Source organism: Enterobacter cloacae complex sp. ECL414, assembly GCF_021869685.1.
GTDB classification, from domain to species: domain Bacteria; phylum Pseudomonadota; class Gammaproteobacteria; order Enterobacterales; family Enterobacteriaceae; genus Enterobacter; species Enterobacter kobei.
In genome coordinates this window covers 222877-242477 of sequence record NZ_CP091482.1, presented here as the reverse complement: position 1 = coordinate 242477, position 19601 = coordinate 222877, and the positions used below count along the sequence as shown (strand labels likewise).

Here is a 19601-nt window from a genome sequence, read left to right as displayed (position 1 = left end):
CCCCTGTATGCTAGTCACATTCAGAGTAGCCTCTTGCCTGCTTAAATGCAAGGAGAAGAAGGCCATTGTTAACACCAAGCTGTAATGTCCCCTTTGAACCATTCTAAAATGTCCCCAGACAATTCTCTGGGGGATTTTTCATGATCAAAGAGACTGTTACGATGAGTCATAAGGAACTCGACCGACTTCACATTATTCAGGAGTCACTTAATCGCCATATTACTCAGGAACAAGCTGCGGCACGCATTGGCATTTCTATTCGGCAGGTTAAACGTCTGGTGCAACGGTATAGAAATGAAGGGCCTTCTGGTCTAGTTTCCCGCCGACGTGGAAAGCGTCCCAATAATTCCTTTTCTACCGAATTCAGAGCAACAGTAATTTCACTCCTCAAAGGCCGCTACGCTGATTTTGGACCTACGCTTGCGTGCGAAAAATTGCGCGAGATACACGGCTTGTGTTTATCCATTGAAACTCTCAGGAAGTGGATGGTAGAGGAGGGCATATGGCGCGAACGTCGTCGTAAGTTTGCCCGAATTTATCAGCGCCGGATGCGGCGCCCATCCTACGGTGAACTCATCCAGATTGATGGCTCGCCTCATGACTGGTTTGAAGGTCGGGGCCCCAAATGCACACTGATAGTCTTTATCGATGATGCTACCAGCGCTCTGATGGCGCTACGATTCGCTCCTGCAGAAACAACCCGGGCTTACATGGAAACCCTCCGGGGTTACCTTAATGATCATGGCGTACCACTGGCTCTCTATTCTGACAGACACAGTATATTCAGAGTAAATAACCCGGAGCGGGAAGGAGAGTTGACTCAGTTCACACGTGCGATAAAGACACTGGGCATCGAGCCAATCCATGCCAACAGCCCGCAGGCAAAAGGGCGGGTAGAGCGTGCCAATCAGACACTGCAGGACAGGCTGGTCAAAGAAATGCGGCTTCAGGGTATCAGTGATATTGAAACAGCAAACGCATGGTTGCCGACCTTTATTGAAGCCTATAACAACCGGTTTGCTACGCCGCCTCGTATTGCTGATAACGCCCATCTTGATGTACACCATTCTGAAGAGGAACTGGGTTATATCTTCAGCCTCCAGGCGAAGCGCGTTCTCTCCAAAAATCTCACTTTCCAGTACAAAAGCAGTGCGTTTCAGATTCGCAGTGAAGGCCGGGGATATCGACTTCGGCATTCGGTTGTCACGGTATGCGAAAGCTTTAACGGTGAAATTAAGGTTCTGTATGATGGGAAAGCGTTGGGATGGGAAAAATATGTTGATGGCCCGGAGCCTATACCACTGGATGATGAAAAAAGTGTCCATGAACGTGTGGATAATGCCCGTTTTGATTTACGCTCAAAATTCTACGTAAAACCTAAAGCTGACCATCCTTGGCTCACGCGCCGCACGCAAAGTAATCAGCAAGTGAAGCCCCCTAAATTACCCAGAAAGAAGGCTGATCCCGATAAAATGGACTGAAACCAGGCGTTATTCAGTTGAGTGCATATCCAGTCATAGGATAGATTCTTACGTAGCGTTTCTGGCGTGCATTTTCGGGTGGTTTGTTACTGTTTTTAACGGGGACACGTCAGAAACGCGCTCAGGCCGTCTGAGCGGTACGCGTAATGCGGCGTTATGGTAAATAGCCTATGCTAATGTCCGCTAAGAGCGAGATATAGTCATTCGTACCCTGAGAATTACACTTTGAAGTGATTCAGGGTATGCGCTTACTGGTTACGAATATTGAGCGAGAATCATGTGATGATCGCCGCTTTTCTTTCGAGCCAGTAGGTGCTCCACGTTCGCTAACGAATACTCAGGGCATGCAGATAAACTGCTGGCTATATTTCTTTCGAAGAGCGTGGAATGCATACCAATCCCCGATAAAAAGGAGTTGGTGATGACTGTGACTAATCAATTTGCTGCGCACGTTGGTCTGGACTGGGCTGATAAAAAACACGATGTCTGTGTTCAGTTTAAAAACGGTGAACGCGTATTCGATGTGATTGAACATACAGCAGAAGCGCTTGATGCCTGGCTTACTGAGTTACACCAGAAAGTAAAAGGTAGAATCGCAATAGCTCTCGAACTGAAGAAGGGCCCCGTGGTATATGCTCTTCAAAAATACCCCTTTATCACCGTTTTCCCCGTCCACGCATTGTCCCTGGCTCGTTATCGGCAAGCCTTCTCGCCCAGCGGCGCTAAAGATGATCCGCAGGATGCCGAGCTGGCATTAGAGTTAATGCTGCGTTACCCCCAGAAGATAAAAGCTATTGAACCCGACAATGCGGATATTCGCTTACTTCAGCAACTGGTTGAGCAACGTCGTCAGTTGGTTGAAGATAAACGACGCTTTGTGAACCGGATAATCAACACGCTTAAACAGTATTATCCTCAGCCACTGGAGTGGTTCTCACATCGGGGTAGCTTACTGTTGTGTGAGCTGATTATCCGGTGGCCCAGTCTGCAACAACTGAAACGAGCCAGACGCGACACGATCCGCAACTTTCTGAATGCCAAAGGTGGTCGCGCTATGGCCCTTACCGAGCAACGTGTTGCGAGTATTGATAATGCGATCCCATTGACTACAGACCCGAGTGTTATAGAGGCTAATGCTTTGATGGCAGCAGCACTGGCGACACAAATTAAAGTCGTGAGTGAAATCATCAAAACCTATGACGAACGAATCGAAACGCTGTTTGACACATTGCCAGATGCGGGGCTGTTCAAATCACTTCCGGGCATGGGACCGTGCATGGGCCCACGGATGCTTGCTGCACTTGGTGATAATCGTGACCGGTTTAACAGCGCTGAAGAAATTCAAAACTACGCAGGTATAGCACCGGTGACCGAACGAAGCGGCCAAAAATCATGGGTTCACTGGCGATGGCAATGTGCCAAGTTCGTCAGGCAGACCTTTGTTGAATGGGCTGCCAAGACGGTTAATTCATCATACTGGGCCAAACTGTATTATCAGGGCCTTAGAGAAAAGGGCAAATCTCATCAGTCTGCGATCCGGGCACTGGCGTTCAAATGGATAAGGATCATTTACCGCTGCTGGAAGGCCAGAACCTGTTATGACGAAGCGAAATATTTGCTGGCTCTCGAAGCGAGACACTCGCCCTTACTGAAGCCATAAAAAGCTTGTCGAATGTCTCAGGGCGTGAAGCGGACATTGCAGACTGCCCAGTAGAAAAAGTGCTATCAGAATTATCTAAAGGAAGATCGTATTTACCATGTCTCATTCTAACTGTTTAATAAATTACAAAAATTAAAATTTCCATTTAATATCATCGCGTTAAGCAAGAGAATTAAACCTCTCATTTAATTTATGATTCTTATTTAATTCATGAGTTGGTGTAAAAATAGGTTGCCGCACTATAGAAAGACACATATTTAAACCCAGCAGGAAATCATATTTGAAAGTAATGTGTTTAAGGGGCTGCGTAACAAGAACAGCAAGTAAACACATAGTAATAACAGTTACCATTCCCATTTCGCAAGTGGCCATATCAGAGGTGAACTAATGCCTGCTGCAATTTTAAGAATTAAGGTTATCCTAATAATTCTTTTGTATGATTAAGATCATCGATAAATTTACTAAGGACTCATTAATGAAATTGCGACTCTGGAATCTATTACCCCATGATTACGCTCCTTTTTTTCGTATTCTTCACATCATTGTGGCATTTCTAATATTATCACAAATTATTAACTCTAATCTGACAGAGACCGAAGCAATTGGTGAACATAGTCTTGAAGGAGTTATAACCTGGATGCACATTATTTCAGGGTTAGGACTGATTATTTGTGGTTTTATTATGTTAAGTTGGATGCTTACTCAAAGAGGTTTTACTTATTATTTTTCATGGGTAGGGCTTGACTTTAGTGGTATTAAGCAAGATATAAAAACGTTGACTAGTTTCCGACTGCCCGATGCACATTCGGGAGGTATTGCCAGTACAATCCAAGGATTTGGAGTTCTAGCATTGCTAATTGTAGCACTTTCAGGTGGCCTATGGTTCTTGTTGAATACCATGCAGTCAAATCTGGCTGAAACAGTAATCCACTGGCATAAGTTCTTTACTACTTTCATTGAGGTCTATTTTTATGCACATGGTGCAATGGGAGTTTTGCATATTTTAATTGAAAAATATAAAAGCCGCTCAGTTAACCTAAGTGACTAATCTGTTGTGAGATAATATTACTTCAAGTTGAAGAAAACCCTAAAAATAAAATTTAGTTTACTAGAAGATGAAACAGCACTTGCAGAGACTTTTTAATTAAATTTAATAAAAACGAAAAAATATTCATGGCGAAATGATTGTTTAATTATCTATCATGGATAGAAATGTGAGTTAGTCGTCCTATTTTAGGAAGTTAATAATGACTAAAACAAAAGGGTTACCTCGTCCGCTGACGCACTACGCTTGGCTTTCCATTGCCACGGCTATTGCCACTATCGGACTCAAAGGTGTGGCGTGGAAAATGACCGGTTCGGTCGGTCTGCTATCTGATGCCATCGAATCCGTAGTTAACCTCGCAGGAGCCCTAATGGCGCTCTGGATGCTGACCTTGGCTGCGCTTCCGGCCGATGAGAACCATGCATATGGGCACGGCAAAGCCGAATATTTCTCGAGTGCTTTCGAAGGATTTCTGATCCTATTGGCGGCAGCCAGTATCGCCTATACCGCAGTTGAGCGGATGTTAACTCCACAGCCGCTTGAGGAGATTGGTCTCGGATTACTGGTTTCAACAGTCGCATCAATCCTTAATTTTGTGACGGCTCGCATTTTGTTAAGGGCTGGCAGGCAGCACAACTCTATCACTCTTGAGGCAGATGCTCATCACCTGCTGACCGATGTCTGGACGTCGGTCGGTGTCATTTTTGGTGTCGGACTGGTTTATCTGACCGGCTGGTTTTGGGTCGATCCGATCGTTGCATTGCTGGTCGCAGCCAACATCGTTTGGACTGGTTATCAGCTTATGAGTCGTTCAGCTGCAGGTCTGATGGACGTATCGCTACCCACGGAAGAACTCAAAAAAATCGAGTCACTGCTGGCAGGATATCGTGAACAGGGGCTTGATTTCCATGCACTACGTACACGCCAGGCTGGCGGGCGGGCGTTTATGACAATGCACATCCTAGTTCCTGGGCGATGGACTGTTCAATATGGGCACGACTGGGCCGAGCGTATAGAGAATGATATCCGCACCGCACTGCCTTTTATCCATATCACCACTCATGTGGAACCGTTGGAAGATCCCGCGTCAATGAACGACCAAACGCTCGACATTTCTGATCACTAAACTAACCACATGTCGCTGGTCGGGCAGGGTAACAAACCTCGCTCTACAAAAATTTCAGGTATTCTCTATAATTCTGAGGGTACTTGATGTGACCTGCGCCCAATTGTTGGGCACGCAATATTTTTAAAAAGTCCGCTTCTGGCACAAAGCGGACAGTGATCACCGTTCTTACGACTACTTTCTGACTTACTTCGTGACTTGCCCTAAGCATGTTGTAGTGCGATACTTGTAATGACATTTGTAATTACAAGGGGTGTAAGACATGGGTAGCATTAACCTACGTATTGACGATGAACTTAAAGCGCGTTCTTACGCCGCGCTTGAAAAAATGGGCGTAACTCCTTCTGAAGCGCTTCGTCTCATGCTCGAGTATATCGCTGACAATGAACGCTTGCCGTTCAAACAGACACTCCTGAGTGATGAAGATGCTGAACTTGTGGAGATAGTGAAAGAACGACTTCGTAATCCTAAGCCAGTACGTGTGACGCTGGATGAACTCTGATGGCGTATTTTCTGGATTTTGACGAGCGGGCACTAAAGGAATGGCGAAAGCTGGGCTCGACGGTACGTGAACAGTTGAAAAAGAAGCTGGTTGAAGTACTTGAGTCACCCCGGATTGAAGCAAACAAGCTCCGTGGTATGCCTGATTGTTACAAGATTAAGCTCCGGTCTTCAGGCTATCGCCTTGTATACCAGGTTATAGACGAGAAAGTTGTCGTTTTCGTGATTTCTGTTGGGAAAAGAGAACGCTCGGAAGTATATAGCGAGGCGGTCAAACGCATTCTCTGAACCAAAGCATGACATCTCTGTTTCGCACCGATGGTGACACTTCTGCTTTGCGTTGACAGGAGAAGAAGGCCATGAAAATGCCGAACCAACCCATTGTTTTGTGCATATTAATAGTTTGTTTAACGCTGTTGATATTCACCTGGCTCACACGAAACTCGCTTTGCGAGTTGCGGATGAAAGACGGAACAAGGGAGGTATCTGCTATCCTGGCCTACGAATCCGGTAAGTAGCTGACAAAGAGGGGGGCAACCCCCTCTTTTCGGGGTGTGGATTAGTATGCCATCGGCACCTTTTGAAAGGGTTTCTCCAGTCGGGGAAACCCTTTTTTCCTCCCGTCTTGTGGCATATAGCCTTTTGTATAAATCAAGAACCAGACCCAAAGAGTCCCACTTCACGCAAACCGTTCAAAAGCCTTAGCGTAATCCAGTCGGGAAAAATTTCACCGGTGCTCGTCCGGGCACGTACCGGAAACAATGGACTTCTCACTGGTCGGTAGCTCATAGAACGTAGCCATTGCGGTCAGTCCTTATTCTGTACCCAGTAGAGTTTTATGGCCGTCTGGCAAATCGTTCAAACATTGTCATTTCTGTTCTCGCTGCATCCGGTCAAATGATACGGTGAATTCAGCTCATGGGCATTCGCATCGCAGTCTACGAAGGCACCAGAAGTTTGAGGATGTTACGCAAAGAACAGTTATCAGGTTTGCTGGTGGGCGTAATGCCTACCTCTACTTTACTTCATAGGGATTCTTCTGCGGGGAAGCAAGAATTGACTCAACGTTGTCCGGTCGTACCAGATTTGTCGCGGAAAGCGCCTTTTTGTGAGGGGGGCCGCAGCGCTAAACCTTTTCCTGGAACGACATGAAGGACAGCAGAGCGTCCGCCCTGGAGGACAGCTCAATACAGTCTCCACGCTGCGGTTCTATCTCTTCGTCAATGGTTTCATTGTACCAAATACGCAGCCGCCATCCCTTCGCAGGGAAAGCGCTCTGCATCGCCAGGACCATCCCCTCCGGCGACAGCAGTTCTCGACAGAGGTAGCAGGCCCCGATCCGGGTTGAATCCCGCAGCCACATTACGGGATACTCTTTAACCAGTTGGTCATACACGCATTCTGCCATATGAAAGTAATTTTCGTCAGCCCTGCAAAAATCACACATTCGATTTCCTTAAATGGTGTTCATCGAGATAATTCAGAAAGTTGATTCGCCAAACTACGGGGCATTTCTTTAATGGCGGAGCTTTACATCACTATTTCTGTCATTTTCAAATCCGCCGGATACAGCAATAATTGCACCGAACAGCGGTTTGAACTGCAATGCATCCGTAGGGTATGCGACAATAATAAGGCTCTTCCCGTACTCTTAAAAATGGAAGAGTTTAAAACCCATACTGCTGGGATGAGCGAAGCACGGTACATTATGCCAGCGTATAAGGGCCGTCATAACTTGTTTTTTTCTAGAACACGGCGAAGTTTTCTTACCTGGGAAGCTGTGGAAAGCGTACCGGTTCGGGGATGGCATGCGCTTGCCTTTTCACCTGGTTTGAGTACATAGGCTAATGCCAGCTCGTTCAGAGCCGCCTCAGCTTTCAACAGGGCCTCAATGGCCGTGTTCAGGTATACAGTTCGGCTCTCATGGTTCATCAGGATTTTCCTCACAAGGGTAAAAATGACAGGCGATACCTGCCGTTTACCCTTTGTCTCCGTTAAGAATGGCATCACGGCAGGCTTCCCAGATTACCTGGGCATTAGCATCACACTCCACGAACCCGCCGCACTGATCGTATATCACCTGGTATACCTCAGGGGGAATCTTCCCAGGCGCAACCGGAGTTGAGCGTTTGCCTTTATGAATCTCATCTGCGGTATCACAGACAGCGTCGAGATGCCGCGACATCCACTCAGATAATTTCAGACCCTCTCGATTTGCCTGTTTTACATAGCGAACCTTTCTGGAAACCGTAGATCGCATCTGAATCTGTGTCACAGCTGGCACATCTTCTTTCATGGCATTCTGTAATGCAGCTTTGGGCTTTTTCATGTTCATGGTTGCTTTAAATTATTCTGGAGTTCGTCTGATATAAATGCTGACGTGATCTGTCAGCGTCGCTTAAATAGTTTATCGCCTTCCGCCAGTTCGCCGTTGAGCTGTTCAATCACGCTCCAGATGAGCCGATCATCCGGCGTTGAGCCTGCACACTCTTTCACGACCGCCACGGGTCTAAATTCTTCAGGGTCTGCCTGCCCGGAGGTGAAGAGCCTGCTCTCAATCCAGTGGGCCCCCTCTGTGCAGCAGTGGCAACTGGTTTCAGGTGGTTCATCCAGACCGTCCACTCCACAGGCTGAGCAGGTGAACAGTTTGCGAGACCCACCAGCCAGTGGCGTATCGCAAGCTGCTGGAAGTGCGCCAGCATTGCGCCAGTACAGCACATGATTTGAATCGTAGCAGTGTCCATGAAGCAGAAGCGAAACGCCGCAACTGCGAGTTTCAATGGCTTTGCCTGTGCCAAGGTATTGCCCGATCTCGTCCCATACGTCCACTAAGGTGTCAGGCAGCGGACGCGTAACAGGGAACTTAGCGCAGTCGTCCGGGGTGCCTTTAATGCAGCAGAGGGCCGAATACGCAAGCTCCTGCATTTCGTAGGAGTACTGACCACATACCACGCGTTCCAGTTTGTCGATTAGTTGTTCTTTATTCATCATACTCAGCCTTATTAAACAAATTCATTACGCCACTGGCACCATCTGGCCGGAGCAGACTGCGGCCCGGTAGTAGAGCCGCAGGGGGTGTCGCTGGACTAACAGGTGCTCAGTGAGTCCCGCACTTCCTCATGACTGGTCATTTTCAGAAGAAGCTTTCCAGGGCAGCGTGGTTCCGCCTGTGAACGGGTGACGTCTTCGTTGATTGCCTGGATATGAGCAGATTCAACGGTCCGACGCTGTACGACATGGTTGCTCAGGTTGAATTCGCACTGGAGCCTTCTGGCATCAGAATCCGCGTTCATTGCAATACGTTCATCAAAGCGGCGGTTCATTCGCAGAGCCTCTTCGTGAGCTGCATCAACAAGGGTGCGTCTGGTGACATAGTCGTTACCAGCAAAAAACGATAGCTGAGCGTGTTCCGAAGAGTAGTCGGAGCTTCCCTTACAACGGGCAATCGCGGCTTCAGAGTGCAGGATTAATGAACTCAACCGTGAACAGACGTCATTGATGGTGCCGGTTTTCAGACAGTCGTGGATAAGTGTCCAGGCGGAAATGCTCAGCGGGCGGCTGGTGATCACATAGGGATTGTAATGATCAACCGTTACGATAGTACGCAGTGAATGAAGCGATTCGGACTGCGTACGTAAGTCACGGCGAACAGTACATGCCACCGAGGCAACATCTTTACATTCTTTGTCGGACATCGAGTCCAGTACGCGGATCTCCACCTCTGCCGCCTTTGAGGCGATATGCGCACTAATCTCACCCTTAAGACGTTTGTAGTCAGCCTTGAAGCTTCCCACGCTGTCAATATCGATCCAGTAACCACAGCTGTAACCAGCATTACCAAACTCGTCATCTTTCTCATAGTTCGGACAGCCGTCATTGCTCCAGCCAGCTTTTTCCAGCAGCTCGTCAATAGCGACCAGCTCAGCCATTGGTGCATGTTCGATAATGAAATAATGGACACGGCCCCAGGCATATGCGCGTGAACGGCCATCAACAGAAGTATCAGAAGTCGTCTGACGGGAAAGTTTCATGAGGTACTCCAGTTCTGCCCGGTACCGCCGGGGCGGTGGTGCGAAAGCCGCACCATGAATGACACTATGATCCTCCTAACTTCTATTGTCAATACAATTGAAGTGGCGTTGTATTTATTCATTATTTGGACCCGGCTCGTACGGAACGACCGTCGGGACTTGCCAATTATTCTGCGGTGAGCAGGGGGAAGGGAACATCCCACCGCTTGTTTCAAGATGTACAGCCAAGGAGGGCGCAGAATGCCTGACAGAATCATCGTGCAGCGGTAGCGAAAGACCTGACAAACGGGAAAAGTATCCTTTTATTCCAAAGCCAACCTCAGCTTTTAATGTCGCCAGTACGTTTCTTAAACATGCCAAATCGGTCTCTTATACGGCCGGATGGGCCCGATGAAAACGATAAAATGAGAAACAGAACCCGACACATCGCTGCTCTCTGGGAAAGCCGGTCAGCAGATGGAGCGCCAGGAACTAAATCCGCTGGTTTTAATAATGATTGAGGAGAACAAGATGAAAGATAACAAGACACGTCCTGTAGACTCGTATGCTCATGCTGATTTCATGGAGTCCGTCTTCAGCAACCTCAGGGCTTTCTGTGATGCGGAATGCCAGCGGCTAACTGCCGGTTATCCCCCAACTGTCAAACCAGAACAGCAAAGCACTGACGGCCAGCTGTCGGCGGCATAAATCATTACCTGCCAGTTCGTTCAAATTTCCGCTTCCTTAAGCCCGGGCCAAAAGCCCGGCTCAATCCAAAAACTGAACGTACCGGTTTACCTCTATATCTCCTCAATCCCCTGCGACTTACAAGAGACCCGCACCGGTTTAGCCATTCCTGTCCTGCCACTCTCTCATCACTGGCCCAGACAACCGGAAAAGTAACTTTTCTCTCCGACTCACCTTCTGAACCAGCTATTTTGCTTAAACGTAAAAACGGCCCACTGTTGTGAAGATTTAAAACGGACGGATCGAGTAGTATTGTCTCAGGAATTTTTTTTAAGAAAAGTTACTTTTTCTTCTGTGCAACCTATTAGAAAAAATGTCGAACCTGGTATTGTTGTGTTGTAGCGCAGTTAAACAACCAACCAAAAGAGAGAACAAAAATGTCCGCAATCGAAACTGAAGTAAAAAACAACAGCAACGAAATCAGCCTTCGTGGTTACCTGGAACGCACTGGTAACGGTGCCCGTAAAGGTAACGGCCTTATCATTGACCCTTCGGTTGTTGTAGAGCAGGAAGGCTTTAACACCCGCACGGCCGGTATGGGCGAGCTCTACTATTCAATGCCTCACGTTGTGGAACACCTGAACAGCCTGGCCGATGCCTACATGGAAGACCCGTTCAGCGTGACGCCTATCGTTGTTCAGATGGTTAATGGCGTACCTGTACTGCGTCAGGGGGCTTGCCGTATCCGTTCCATCGCTATTGCAAACCGCCAGCTGGAAGCAGAAGGGCGTGAACGCATTACTCGTATTCGCTGCGAAGAGTTTCGCGGTAGCGCTTCAAAAGCAGAACTCTTCACCCTGACCGGCAACTCCAACCTGGCGCTGTCTGTCGTAGCTGAAGCGCTTTCAATTAAGCGTCTTGTTGAAGATAAAGAAGAGCCTAAGACCTTTGCGGAACTGGCAAAAAAACGTGGTAAATCAGAGCAGCATCTTCGCCAGATGGTTCGCGTACTGGACCTGCCTTCTGAACTACAGACCATGCTTGTGAGCGATCAGGTGAGCATGTACGTTGCGCTGGACGAGTATATGTACAGCGGTGAGGATGCGGTAGATAACATCAACAAGGCGATCTCCATCTATGGTAAAGCGACGAAAAACACGCTGAAATTCGTCAAAGCTGCCAAGGTAGAAGAGCGCATGGCAGATCCGCAGACTCCGGAAAACTCCGGTGATGAGCAACCGGCAGGTAATGCTACCGTTAACACCCCGGTACCGGATCAACTGAATGATGAAAGCAATACAGAGACGCTGGTTACGCCACCGGTACAGGAACCAGCTCCGGCTCCAAAGGACAGCGCTCCTAAACAGAACCCGGCAGGTAAAGCACCATCCATGTCCAGCGTTCTGAACAAAAAGACCGTGACCGTCATTGCCGACACCGCGATCCCGATTTTTGAACGTATTGCTGAAGAAGCCAAGCTTAAAGAAGGTGAATCTGTCAGCACTGATACTTACACGCTTGTTCTGACCAATGATGAAATGAACGATATCATCAATGCTCATGCTGACCTGAAAGAGTACCTGCGTAAGCATGCTGAGAAGATGAATAAGGGACAGGCATGATTTTCTGACCGACCCCTCCATCCGGACGGGTCGGTAACTTTTTCAGGACAAGGGGAAACAGGGCAATGAAGAAGGCTTTTATCAACGTAGACAAGACTAACCCACTGCCAGTCCTGACGGATTCGGTGACCCGGGTAAGTATTCAGTGCACGGCAAAAGATGAAAACGGGGCAGGGATCGAAGTGAACATCCTCGACCTGATTCAGGATCATGATACGGATGAAGTGAAAGTGCAGTTTGGGAGCTCGCCTGTTCAGGCTCTGGCGATGCTCCGCCGGGTTATGACAGCACTGGAAAAGCAGGCAAATGCAGAACTGCAACAGAATTCCTGCTCGCGTATGCAGTAAACGGTAAAAGCAGAATGTTCCCTACTGGATAAACCCGGTGGACCTCACGGAGAGCAAGTCACCGAATGGTTCACTGTTAAGTGATATACATCCGGATTTATAAGGTTTTGCAGCATCCGAATAGGCAATAAATAGAATTATTTTGATTTATCTCAGCAAGGAAATGGAAAGCTACCAGATTTTAGGATAGCGAAATGCCTGTATCGCTACTCTGCTGAATTAGAAATGATTTTAAACGCAATGCATAATGATAGAATAGCAATGCCTTTAATTATTTGTCACGTCTGAATTATATGTAGACTTACGGAGAGGATATGGTAATTACTTATTCATTATCGGAAACGTTTAATATGTTTTTACGCGAGATTATTGCATCTGGACTTGCAGTTTTTTGCGCATGGTGCGTTTTGTGTCTTTTCTCTGATCAGGAACGAGGTAAAGAGGTTCCTGTTTCTATGAAAAAAATAACTTCAAAGTCAGCTTTCTCCTACTTTATCAGTTCTCAAATTGCCGCTTTTATTATCTCCTTGTTGGGTTCAATCTTAAGCACGAAATGGGACAACATCGTCTGGAATGATGAAATAAGACAGTTTTATCTGCATGTAGGATTTGGGCTGGTAGCTTGTGTATTCTGTCTGCTTGTAATCTTGCATGAGAAATTTATCAAAAGAAATTTAAATGTTTATTCTGGTTATTGTGGTTCACTGGCAGTTAGTCTCACAGGAATCTTTGTACTTTGTGCGTTATATCTGACATTTTCATTACCATTTCATTATGAAGAACGTCTACTTAATGATGCATCCTTGGTGGCTTCGGATGGCGTTGAAAATTCAGTCGTTTTTGCAGACGGTCGTTACTGGGTTTTTGAACTGGGCTTACCATATTTCAAACAGTCATTGCTCAAAGAGGTAAGAAGGGGCAGGTACCAGCTAATCTGCACTACAGAAAAAAAACCAACATGCTGGTCTGGCAAAAAACTTCCCGAAAAACCAACCTCTTTGAAAGCTAGTTCATAAAGATTTAAACTGCTCGCTTAAATCCACACTGGTCCAATTTTGAAAATTTATTGTGTTTTTAAAAGAAATTACAGTGTGGGTTATTAGCCAGTAGGTCGGAGTTTTATATAATACCCAAAAACACAGGAGGTATTATGAAAACCAATCTGGCCTATGCATCTAATTGCTCCGATTCTGTCTACTCCTATATTTATCAGGCACTGCAACAACGCTCTGGTGCCGAGAATGAAAGCCTTTATCAGCAGGCCATTTCCAGCTGCTGCACAGATAAACAAAAAAAGAAACTGGCCGGGTATTATGCCGGTCCATGGCAGCTGCTATTCAACGCGTGGTGTAACAATCGCGTCCCTAACACAGCGGTGCTGGCCCTTTTACTCCAGCAGTGCTTATCTCATTTCCAGTGCGAAGAAGTGATCGCAGCCTGGCAGTAACCCTATCAAGCCCCTTCGTATAGCGGAGGGGCAGGAGATATCTCATGTACAGAAACGACAGAAACGTGGATTCCTTCAACCTGGTTAATGCTCTTCAGCCGGTCTTTCGTAACACCGGCTGTGGGATGTTTGAATATGATCGTAAAAAGCAGAATGAAACCGCTGATTCAATCTTACGAGCGTTGGCGTTAAATGCCGATTTCGCGAGGGCCTTAAAACAGTACGTCCGGATTAATTCTGTACGACGGGTTGTTCAGTTCGATGACGGCTCGGTTCGCTATGGTATTCATGCCGAATTTGAAGGGCATAATAAAATTAATTCCTTCCGTATTTTTAAAGATGAAGATACAGACGCATTTGACTCCTATTTTTATTCGGTTTGCGATAATAAAGCTGAGCTGGTGGATTTTAAAATGGACTCTCTCGATATTCAATTGCAGGCAGTTTTTGAAAAGGTGACAGGTATTTTTCTGTCACATTAAATATTCAAATTTTCAATCCTCGGGCTGATAGACAAAAAACGCACTTTAGAATATAGATGAGATGAATATGAAAAACGTAAATATTTTGGATACCGATATTGCGGCCATTAATGCTCTTTCTGGCGTAGAACTGACTGACTTTCTCACTGCCGGGTATCAGGTAAACTGGTTAGGAGAAAGGGAGGTTTCGCTGGTGGGCTTTCCGTGTTTAGCAAGCAACAAGCAGCCGGTAGAAGTTGGTCCCGGCATTTTCATTAATCGCGTGTACAGCAGAGACAGCCAGTCTCTGAGCGGGAAATTGCGCTATGACCTGTCTAATGGTCTGGCAACGAGTGCATTTTCATTTTTCTCCCAGTCAGGCTGGTATGGGGGATTCCGTGTCGTATCTTTCCGTGACAACGGGCCAGCTGCGTTAATCAACATTGGTATTGTCCATGAGAATGTTTTGAATGCATTTTGTGCTGACTTCCCCCGGGCCAATGTGAGCGTAACCCGTTTTCATTGTGGCATGACGCTTGAGCAGATCCGAATGTTCATTTCAGACACTGCTTACGATATGCCGCTTTATAACAACGAGTCTGACTTTCGCAGGCTCGCCAGTTAGCATGGAGGCTGACTTCAGTGCTTACGCCTAAAAGCCGGTGAGCGAGGTGGCGGAACCGGTTGGCTTCGCCCAGTCTTACTTACTTCTCTCAAGGTACTGCGCTGCAAGCGTACGTAAAAAAAGTAAGTAGCTAAATGGCGTGAGCGATTAGTTCTATACGGGAAGAAGTCATAGTATTCTGAAATGATAGTTATCTCATACGAACGATAGTAATGGAGTTTCTTAATGGGCGTTGATATCTGCTGGCGATTTCAAAGGGAAGAAAAGCCTGGTAAATGGATTAATTTATCAAGCAATTATAAAGGGGACCGATCATATCTCCACTTTGCCTGGCTCGGATTTGATGTAGATCGTGAAAGGGCGAGCACATCAGCAGTTTTTATCCACGCATTACGCGGATTACCTGATGATATACCGTCCGAAGATGATGATTTATTCGGTGAACATTCATACTCATGGCTGACTTCGGAAGAAATTTTGTCAGCCATACCACCCGATAACGCCGGAGAGGTGATCCAGGAATTTGTCGAAGAAGTAAAGCGTCTCCACGTGGAGAACGGCAGCGTCCGTTTCGTCTTTGGATTTGAAGGGTAACCCGTAAGAAAGTAGCTATCTTACCCGGCTAGGTCTCCAATCTCTCAGATGCTCAAAGAGGGCCGGGCATGGTGCCCACACATCCCCTACCATTCCGATTTGATATTCGTCTAATACACCCTTTAAAGAAAACAAGCAGACGGCAATGAGACGTCGGATTAGCGTCAGCAAATATGAGACGTCAGTAGTCGATGTTTGTCCTGCGGAACGTGAATCTGTTTACAAGGGGTAAAGCCGTACCATCCATGAGGGCTCAGAGAGCCGGGGTCTCCTCCAGATCACTGGAAGTTATTGACTCTGGCAGGCCTATCCCTATGACTTTTTCCCGGATGGCAAATTAAGAGCGAACAGGGCCAAATTAGTACTCTTTTCTAAACGGAAATACTGAATCACCCTGATATAACTGGTCTCTCACAAGACAGGAGATCATCAATGGAACGTGTAATATTTTCAGTAATCTTTTTTATGATGCTGGGCGTACCTTTTTACCTTCTTTATAAAATTGCCCGGGACATTTTTGGTACCGCCGGTGCTGGTGAGCCTGCACAATTGCCTCAGGGCAAGCAAAGACGCTCAGGAGGCGCTGGTTCGGGTTCGATCTGGCAAGGACACCATCTACAGGGGAGCAGCCATTTGAACCCCCTCGGAGGTGATTGTAATGGTGAAAATAGCATAGCTGGTGGTTGTGATGGTGGCGGTGGAGGAGGTGACGGAGGTGGTGGTGGTGACTGATAGCCTGCAACTTTAACTATCAGGATGAAACCCATGTCCAGCAACCGGAAAAAGAATTCATTTCAACCGAAAAGCCCTGCCTTAAAGTGAAGCGTATTAAACGTGAAGGATGCTGAATTAGAGGGTATCGGTTTTATACTGAAGCGTAACTGGAAGAAGGATCTGAAATTAACTATTACGGAAAAGTAACTTTCTGACTCACCACGTACGCCCCTCGGTTATGCCATACAGTTTGATACGAAAACAGATCAGTAAGTAGATTGCTATACGCCGGAGAGAAGTCTATTTTTCATGCACCGAACCTGTTTGGCCTGCAATGGAAGCAGGTATAATAATCACATACAAAGGAGGGCATTATGAATACATTTTTATACGTGCTTTTGGCCTGGATTGTTGTGCTTTTTATCGCCAACAAACTGCTCGCAAGACGTAAGCCCAATACGGTTAAAATCCTGGTACAGCGCAACGGGAAAGCCGCAGAGGTTGATGCTGTAGTGGTTCAGGGTTCAAAGAGAGCTAACAACAGTTCTGTTGCGGACAGCGACGCGGTAGATAGTTATTTTGAAATGAATCCTTACTCCCGCGAAAACCAGGCGAATGGTTGGGCTATGCTGGCCAGAGACGATGACCAGCTTAAATAATCAGTTGAGTGTGATGTGTAAAGCAGCTTAAAACTCTAAATGGACGAACAGGGGAGGTGACAAAGATGACAACCAATACAACAACGACCACCTACCGCTCAGAAGAAATCGTGCCGTTCAGACGGCCCAAAGGGGATCTGGATAGTCGGTATATGCCTCAGGTGTATGCAATGGTGCGGAACTGGGCAAGTAACCCTGCTCAATATGGTGAGGGTGTACTGGCCTCCTACCGCCAACCGGCAGTAAACCTTGCCTACCAGGTAAAAGGAACTCGTGTTGTTTTAATTCTGGTACCAGTAGAGTGCGAGCCACCTGGAGTGATAATGACGGAAACAGTCCTGTGGCCGTCACTATCACTTGTAGAAGTCTTGCAGACCTTGCAGGAGGCCTGGCAAAATATTCCGGCGTTAAACCCCTGACGACTTCTGTCAATATCACCGGCTAGTGATTTACCTCTCTGCTGGTGGTCAGCCCGCCTAAGTTCAAATTATCTCTTTCTAAATTAGCCCGGATAAAAATCGGTCCCTCTAAAATAGCCTGCCCTGAGTAGGCTACGTCATACAAAGCGTTGGCCAGTCACCAGCTGGCTGGTGGCCATAATGCTCCACAGGATAAACCGTATCAGAACTACGCAAAGAAAAAGCCCCAACAATTTACCGATGGGGCCTTTTGCAGACATTTTACAGCCTTACCAATGATAGAGCGCTAAGGCTTCTGCTTAGTGAACAGACTTGCCCACAGATAATGGATAAAGTTGAGCAGAATGTATGTTACTCGTTGCTCGAATTTCATCGGGGCTTTGTACTTTGTCGTTATGTTATGAATATGAGTAAGGTCCGTATAGAGCCCTGGCGACTTCCTTGTTGACTTCAACACCGAACAGATGTGCTGAACAGACTCCGGTGTGAACAACCGTAGCCCTCGTCGTTGTTTGACTTTATGGATAAAATCGTCCATCCCCATACATAACCATTCCGGCTTGATGCCATCAAACTTACAACGTCCGTTTATGATGACGACATTGATACATTCCAGTTCTCTAGCCTTAAGAGCAGACTGAATAGCCCTGATGTGCCCCTGGTTTTGCTTAAACGGGTTCTGCAACTTGAGGGTTCGGGACTGAGTCCATTTCCGCCAGTGGCTTTCCTCCAGAGTACCGTAGAGCTTGCCTACGTAGTTTTTCTGCTCTATGACGTATATACCATGTGGGGCTACGAGAATGTGATCAACCTGCGTAGTGCTATGAGCCGACAACTGAAAGGTGAGATCACTAAGTAGCCCCTGAGCTTCTTCAGGAAGCCCAGATTCAATTGCCTTTGCAGTCCGCCGTTCCGCTATGGCAGAGGTCATAAATCCCAACAGACACAGCAACACGACGAAAATAAGGATAATGAAAGCTACCCCCGTAATGCTCCACAGCAGATTGAAAGCATCCATGTTACCTCACAGAGGGGTAGCTGGTGGCATTAACAGATTCTACTAAGCGGGTAGTGGTACCGGTAAGGCTCTCAATATTTGAAGACAGGCTCATCAGCATGCCGAGTGCAGAACGGAGATTACGATGAGGCTCATTGTAGTTTTTGAACGTGTCAGTGGAGTACATTTTTGAAAGACGTGTACGGATCTCTACTGACGTAAGATCTCCATCCACCAGGCCGTACTTAACTGCCTGAGGTGTTGGCCATACACGGCCTGAATAGAGAGAAACAGCATCGGCATCATGACGCGAGAGAAGCTTTTTACCCCGTCCAAGTTCAACATCAGTTATAAATTTTTCATGCATCGTGTTCAGGATCTCCTTCTGCATGAACTCCCTCGTTGAATCGGACAATGGGTGGAAGGGGTCAAGAGCATCTTTGAACTCACCGGCCGTAAGGGGCTCATTCTTGACGCCTACTGTGCTCATGATCTCTGACAGATTCCAGTGGTCCATACGCACACCGATAGAACCGATCAGGGCATTACTGTCGGCATAAATTGCATCAGCGGGCGATACCGCGTAATAGCATGCGGATGCGCATATGCCTTTCACACTAACGATGATTGGTTTATATGAGTCTGCGATATCAGAGAAAAAACGACCGGTACCGCTGGAGAGTACTTCGAGGGAGTTTTGCTTCGACCGTGCTTCATCGCCACGTTCTGTGCTCCCGGTTTTGTTACTCTTGTCAGCGGCTACAGATGAAAGAGAGCCACCGGCATCTGATACGCGTTCAATCTGTGGCTGGTGGTTTTTAAGCGCGTTTATCTGGCGGTAAATAATGATGGCGTCAGAGGGACCACCACCACCTGACTCTGCCTCGATAATAACTGCTTTGGCATGGGGATTATTGTAAGCTTTGGCAAGAGCTGTTGCGATCACTGTTCCATCGCCCGTTTCCGAGCCGGTACCCATCTCGCCAGAAATCCGTATTACAGCTATATGGTCTTTCTTCCCTTCAGCGTCCTGCCATTGTTCGTAAAGATTGTAGAAAGAAAACCCTACAGCGGTCATGGCAATTAGCGACATAGCAACTTTTGCCGTGGTATGAATGCGAAACATCTTATAAAAACGGTCAGCGTTATCATTGAGCGATTCTTTGATATTTGTAGGGGACTTCCTTTTTTTACTGCTTAACATCT

At 46.9% G+C, this 19601-nt stretch carries 25 protein-coding genes and 1 pseudogene; 18 read left to right on the top strand and 8 right to left on the bottom strand.

Annotated features, from left to right (window positions below):
* Positions 1-140 precede the first annotated feature (140 nt).
* From L3068_RS24545 to L3068_RS24530, 4 genes are all read left to right on the top strand, one after another.
* A complete protein-coding gene (locus L3068_RS24545; RefSeq protein WP_000589001.1) occupies positions 141-1481 on the top strand; it encodes an ISNCY family transposase in 1341 nt (446 codons plus the stop codon).
* A gap of 421 nt (positions 1482-1902) precedes the next feature.
* Complete coding sequence (locus tag L3068_RS24540; protein WP_000219087.1) at positions 1903-3141, top strand: IS110-like element ISEsa2 family transposase; 1239 nt, start codon at positions 1903-1905, stop codon at positions 3139-3141.
* 475 nt (positions 3142-3616) lie between these two features.
* Complete coding sequence (locus L3068_RS24535; protein ID WP_001515348.1) at positions 3617-4189, top strand: cytochrome b/b6 domain-containing protein; 573 nt, start codon at positions 3617-3619, stop codon at positions 4187-4189.
* A gap of 199 nt (positions 4190-4388) precedes the next feature.
* Positions 4389-5312 carry a cation diffusion facilitator family transporter gene (locus L3068_RS24530; RefSeq protein ID WP_000167917.1) on the top strand — a complete coding sequence of 308 codons (924 nt, stop codon included), beginning with the start codon at positions 4389-4391 and terminating at the stop codon, positions 5310-5312.
* A gap of 121 nt (positions 5313-5433) precedes the next feature.
* On the opposite strand, the pseudogene L3068_RS24525 reads toward L3068_RS24530, so the two are convergent.
* Positions 5434-5550 (bottom strand): annotated as a pseudogene (locus L3068_RS24525) (hypothetical protein); the annotation flags it as partial.
* A gap of 24 nt (positions 5551-5574) precedes the next feature.
* Between L3068_RS24525 and relB the strand changes: the two are divergent.
* From relB to L3068_RS24510, 3 genes are all read left to right on the top strand, one after another.
* The gene (gene relB, locus L3068_RS24520) at positions 5575-5814 is read left to right on the top strand and encodes a type II toxin-antitoxin system antitoxin RelB (protein ID WP_000534858.1); all 240 of its coding nucleotides are present in this window, start codon (positions 5575-5577) and stop codon (positions 5812-5814) included.
* Positions 5814-6101, top strand: a complete 288-nt coding sequence (relE, locus tag L3068_RS24515; RefSeq protein WP_000323025.1) for a type II toxin-antitoxin system mRNA interferase RelE — start codon at positions 5814-5816, stop codon at positions 6099-6101. Before relB ends, relE begins: the two co-directional genes overlap by 1 nt.
* Before the next feature lie 71 nt (positions 6102-6172).
* A complete protein-coding gene (locus tag L3068_RS24510; protein WP_001447866.1) occupies positions 6173-6331 on the top strand; it encodes a type I toxin-antitoxin system Hok/Gef family toxin in 159 nt (52 codons plus the stop codon).
* A gap of 608 nt (positions 6332-6939) precedes the next feature.
* Here L3068_RS24510 and L3068_RS24505 read toward each other — a convergent pair.
* From L3068_RS24505 to L3068_RS24485, 5 genes are all read right to left on the bottom strand, one after another.
* Entirely contained in the window at positions 6940-7260 is a 321-nt protein-coding gene (locus L3068_RS24505; protein WP_000332796.1) for a hypothetical protein, read from the bottom strand.
* Between the two features lie 281 nt (positions 7261-7541).
* A complete protein-coding gene (locus tag L3068_RS24500) occupies positions 7542-7745 on the bottom strand; it encodes a hypothetical protein (protein WP_001015183.1) in 204 nt (67 codons plus the stop codon).
* Between the two features lie 46 nt (positions 7746-7791).
* The gene (locus L3068_RS24495) at positions 7792-8142 is read right to left on the bottom strand and encodes a hypothetical protein (RefSeq protein WP_000743059.1); all 351 of its coding nucleotides are present in this window, start codon (positions 8140-8142) and stop codon (positions 7792-7794) included.
* Positions 8143-8201: 59 nt separating this feature from the next.
* The gene (locus L3068_RS24490; RefSeq protein WP_001371889.1) at positions 8202-8804 is read right to left on the bottom strand and encodes a hypothetical protein; all 603 of its coding nucleotides are present in this window, start codon (positions 8802-8804) and stop codon (positions 8202-8204) included.
* A gap of 95 nt (positions 8805-8899) precedes the next feature.
* Positions 8900-9844, bottom strand: a complete 945-nt coding sequence (locus tag L3068_RS24485) for a DUF5417 domain-containing protein (RefSeq protein WP_000778029.1) — start codon at positions 9842-9844, stop codon at positions 8900-8902.
* 510 nt (positions 9845-10354) lie between these two features.
* On the opposite strand from L3068_RS24485, the gene L3068_RS24480 reads away from it, so the two are divergent.
* From L3068_RS24480 to L3068_RS24430, 11 genes are all read left to right on the top strand, one after another.
* Entirely contained in the window at positions 10355-10531 is a 177-nt protein-coding gene (locus L3068_RS24480; RefSeq protein WP_001371930.1) for a hypothetical protein, read from the top strand.
* Between the two features lie 416 nt (positions 10532-10947).
* On the top strand, positions 10948-12132 hold the full coding sequence (locus tag L3068_RS24475) for a ParB-like helix-turn-helix domain-containing protein (RefSeq protein ID WP_001272971.1): 1185 nt from the start codon (positions 10948-10950) through the stop codon (positions 12130-12132).
* Positions 12133-12197: 65 nt separating this feature from the next.
* A complete protein-coding gene (locus L3068_RS24470) occupies positions 12198-12479 on the top strand; it encodes a hypothetical protein (RefSeq protein WP_000708863.1) in 282 nt (93 codons plus the stop codon).
* 314 nt (positions 12480-12793) lie between these two features.
* The gene (locus L3068_RS24465) at positions 12794-13495 is read left to right on the top strand and encodes a hypothetical protein (protein ID WP_000237191.1); all 702 of its coding nucleotides are present in this window, start codon (positions 12794-12796) and stop codon (positions 13493-13495) included.
* A gap of 134 nt (positions 13496-13629) precedes the next feature.
* Entirely contained in the window at positions 13630-13926 is a 297-nt protein-coding gene (locus L3068_RS24460; RefSeq protein ID WP_000856246.1) for a hypothetical protein, read from the top strand.
* 44 nt (positions 13927-13970) lie between these two features.
* Positions 13971-14408: a hypothetical protein gene (locus tag L3068_RS24455; protein ID WP_000286108.1), complete on the top strand. Its 438-nt coding sequence runs from the start codon at positions 13971-13973 to the stop codon at positions 14406-14408.
* Between the two features lie 67 nt (positions 14409-14475).
* Positions 14476-15012, top strand: a complete 537-nt coding sequence (locus tag L3068_RS24450; protein WP_000800251.1) for a hypothetical protein — start codon at positions 14476-14478, stop codon at positions 15010-15012.
* Between the two features lie 225 nt (positions 15013-15237).
* Positions 15238-15606 carry a hypothetical protein gene (locus L3068_RS24445; protein ID WP_000537761.1) on the top strand — a complete coding sequence of 123 codons (369 nt, stop codon included), beginning with the start codon at positions 15238-15240 and terminating at the stop codon, positions 15604-15606.
* 432 nt (positions 15607-16038) lie between these two features.
* The gene (locus L3068_RS24440) at positions 16039-16338 is read left to right on the top strand and encodes a hypothetical protein (RefSeq protein WP_000442693.1); all 300 of its coding nucleotides are present in this window, start codon (positions 16039-16041) and stop codon (positions 16336-16338) included.
* A 356-nt stretch (positions 16339-16694) separates the two neighbouring features.
* Positions 16695-16979, top strand: a complete 285-nt coding sequence (locus L3068_RS24435; RefSeq protein ID WP_001091367.1) for a hypothetical protein — start codon at positions 16695-16697, stop codon at positions 16977-16979.
* Between the two features lie 65 nt (positions 16980-17044).
* On the top strand, positions 17045-17398 hold the full coding sequence (locus L3068_RS24430) for a hypothetical protein (RefSeq protein WP_000210769.1): 354 nt from the start codon (positions 17045-17047) through the stop codon (positions 17396-17398).
* A gap of 286 nt (positions 17399-17684) precedes the next feature.
* On the opposite strand, the gene L3068_RS24425 is transcribed toward L3068_RS24430, so the two are convergent.
* Both L3068_RS24425 and L3068_RS24420 read right to left on the bottom strand, forming a co-directional pair.
* Complete coding sequence (locus L3068_RS24425; protein ID WP_000338612.1) at positions 17685-18416, bottom strand: nuclease-related domain-containing protein; 732 nt, start codon at positions 18414-18416, stop codon at positions 17685-17687.
* Between the two features lies 1 nt (position 18417).
* Positions 18418-19599, bottom strand: a complete 1182-nt coding sequence (locus L3068_RS24420; protein ID WP_000952985.1) for a S49 family peptidase — start codon at positions 19597-19599, stop codon at positions 18418-18420.
* Positions 19600-19601: the final 2 nt, after the last annotated feature.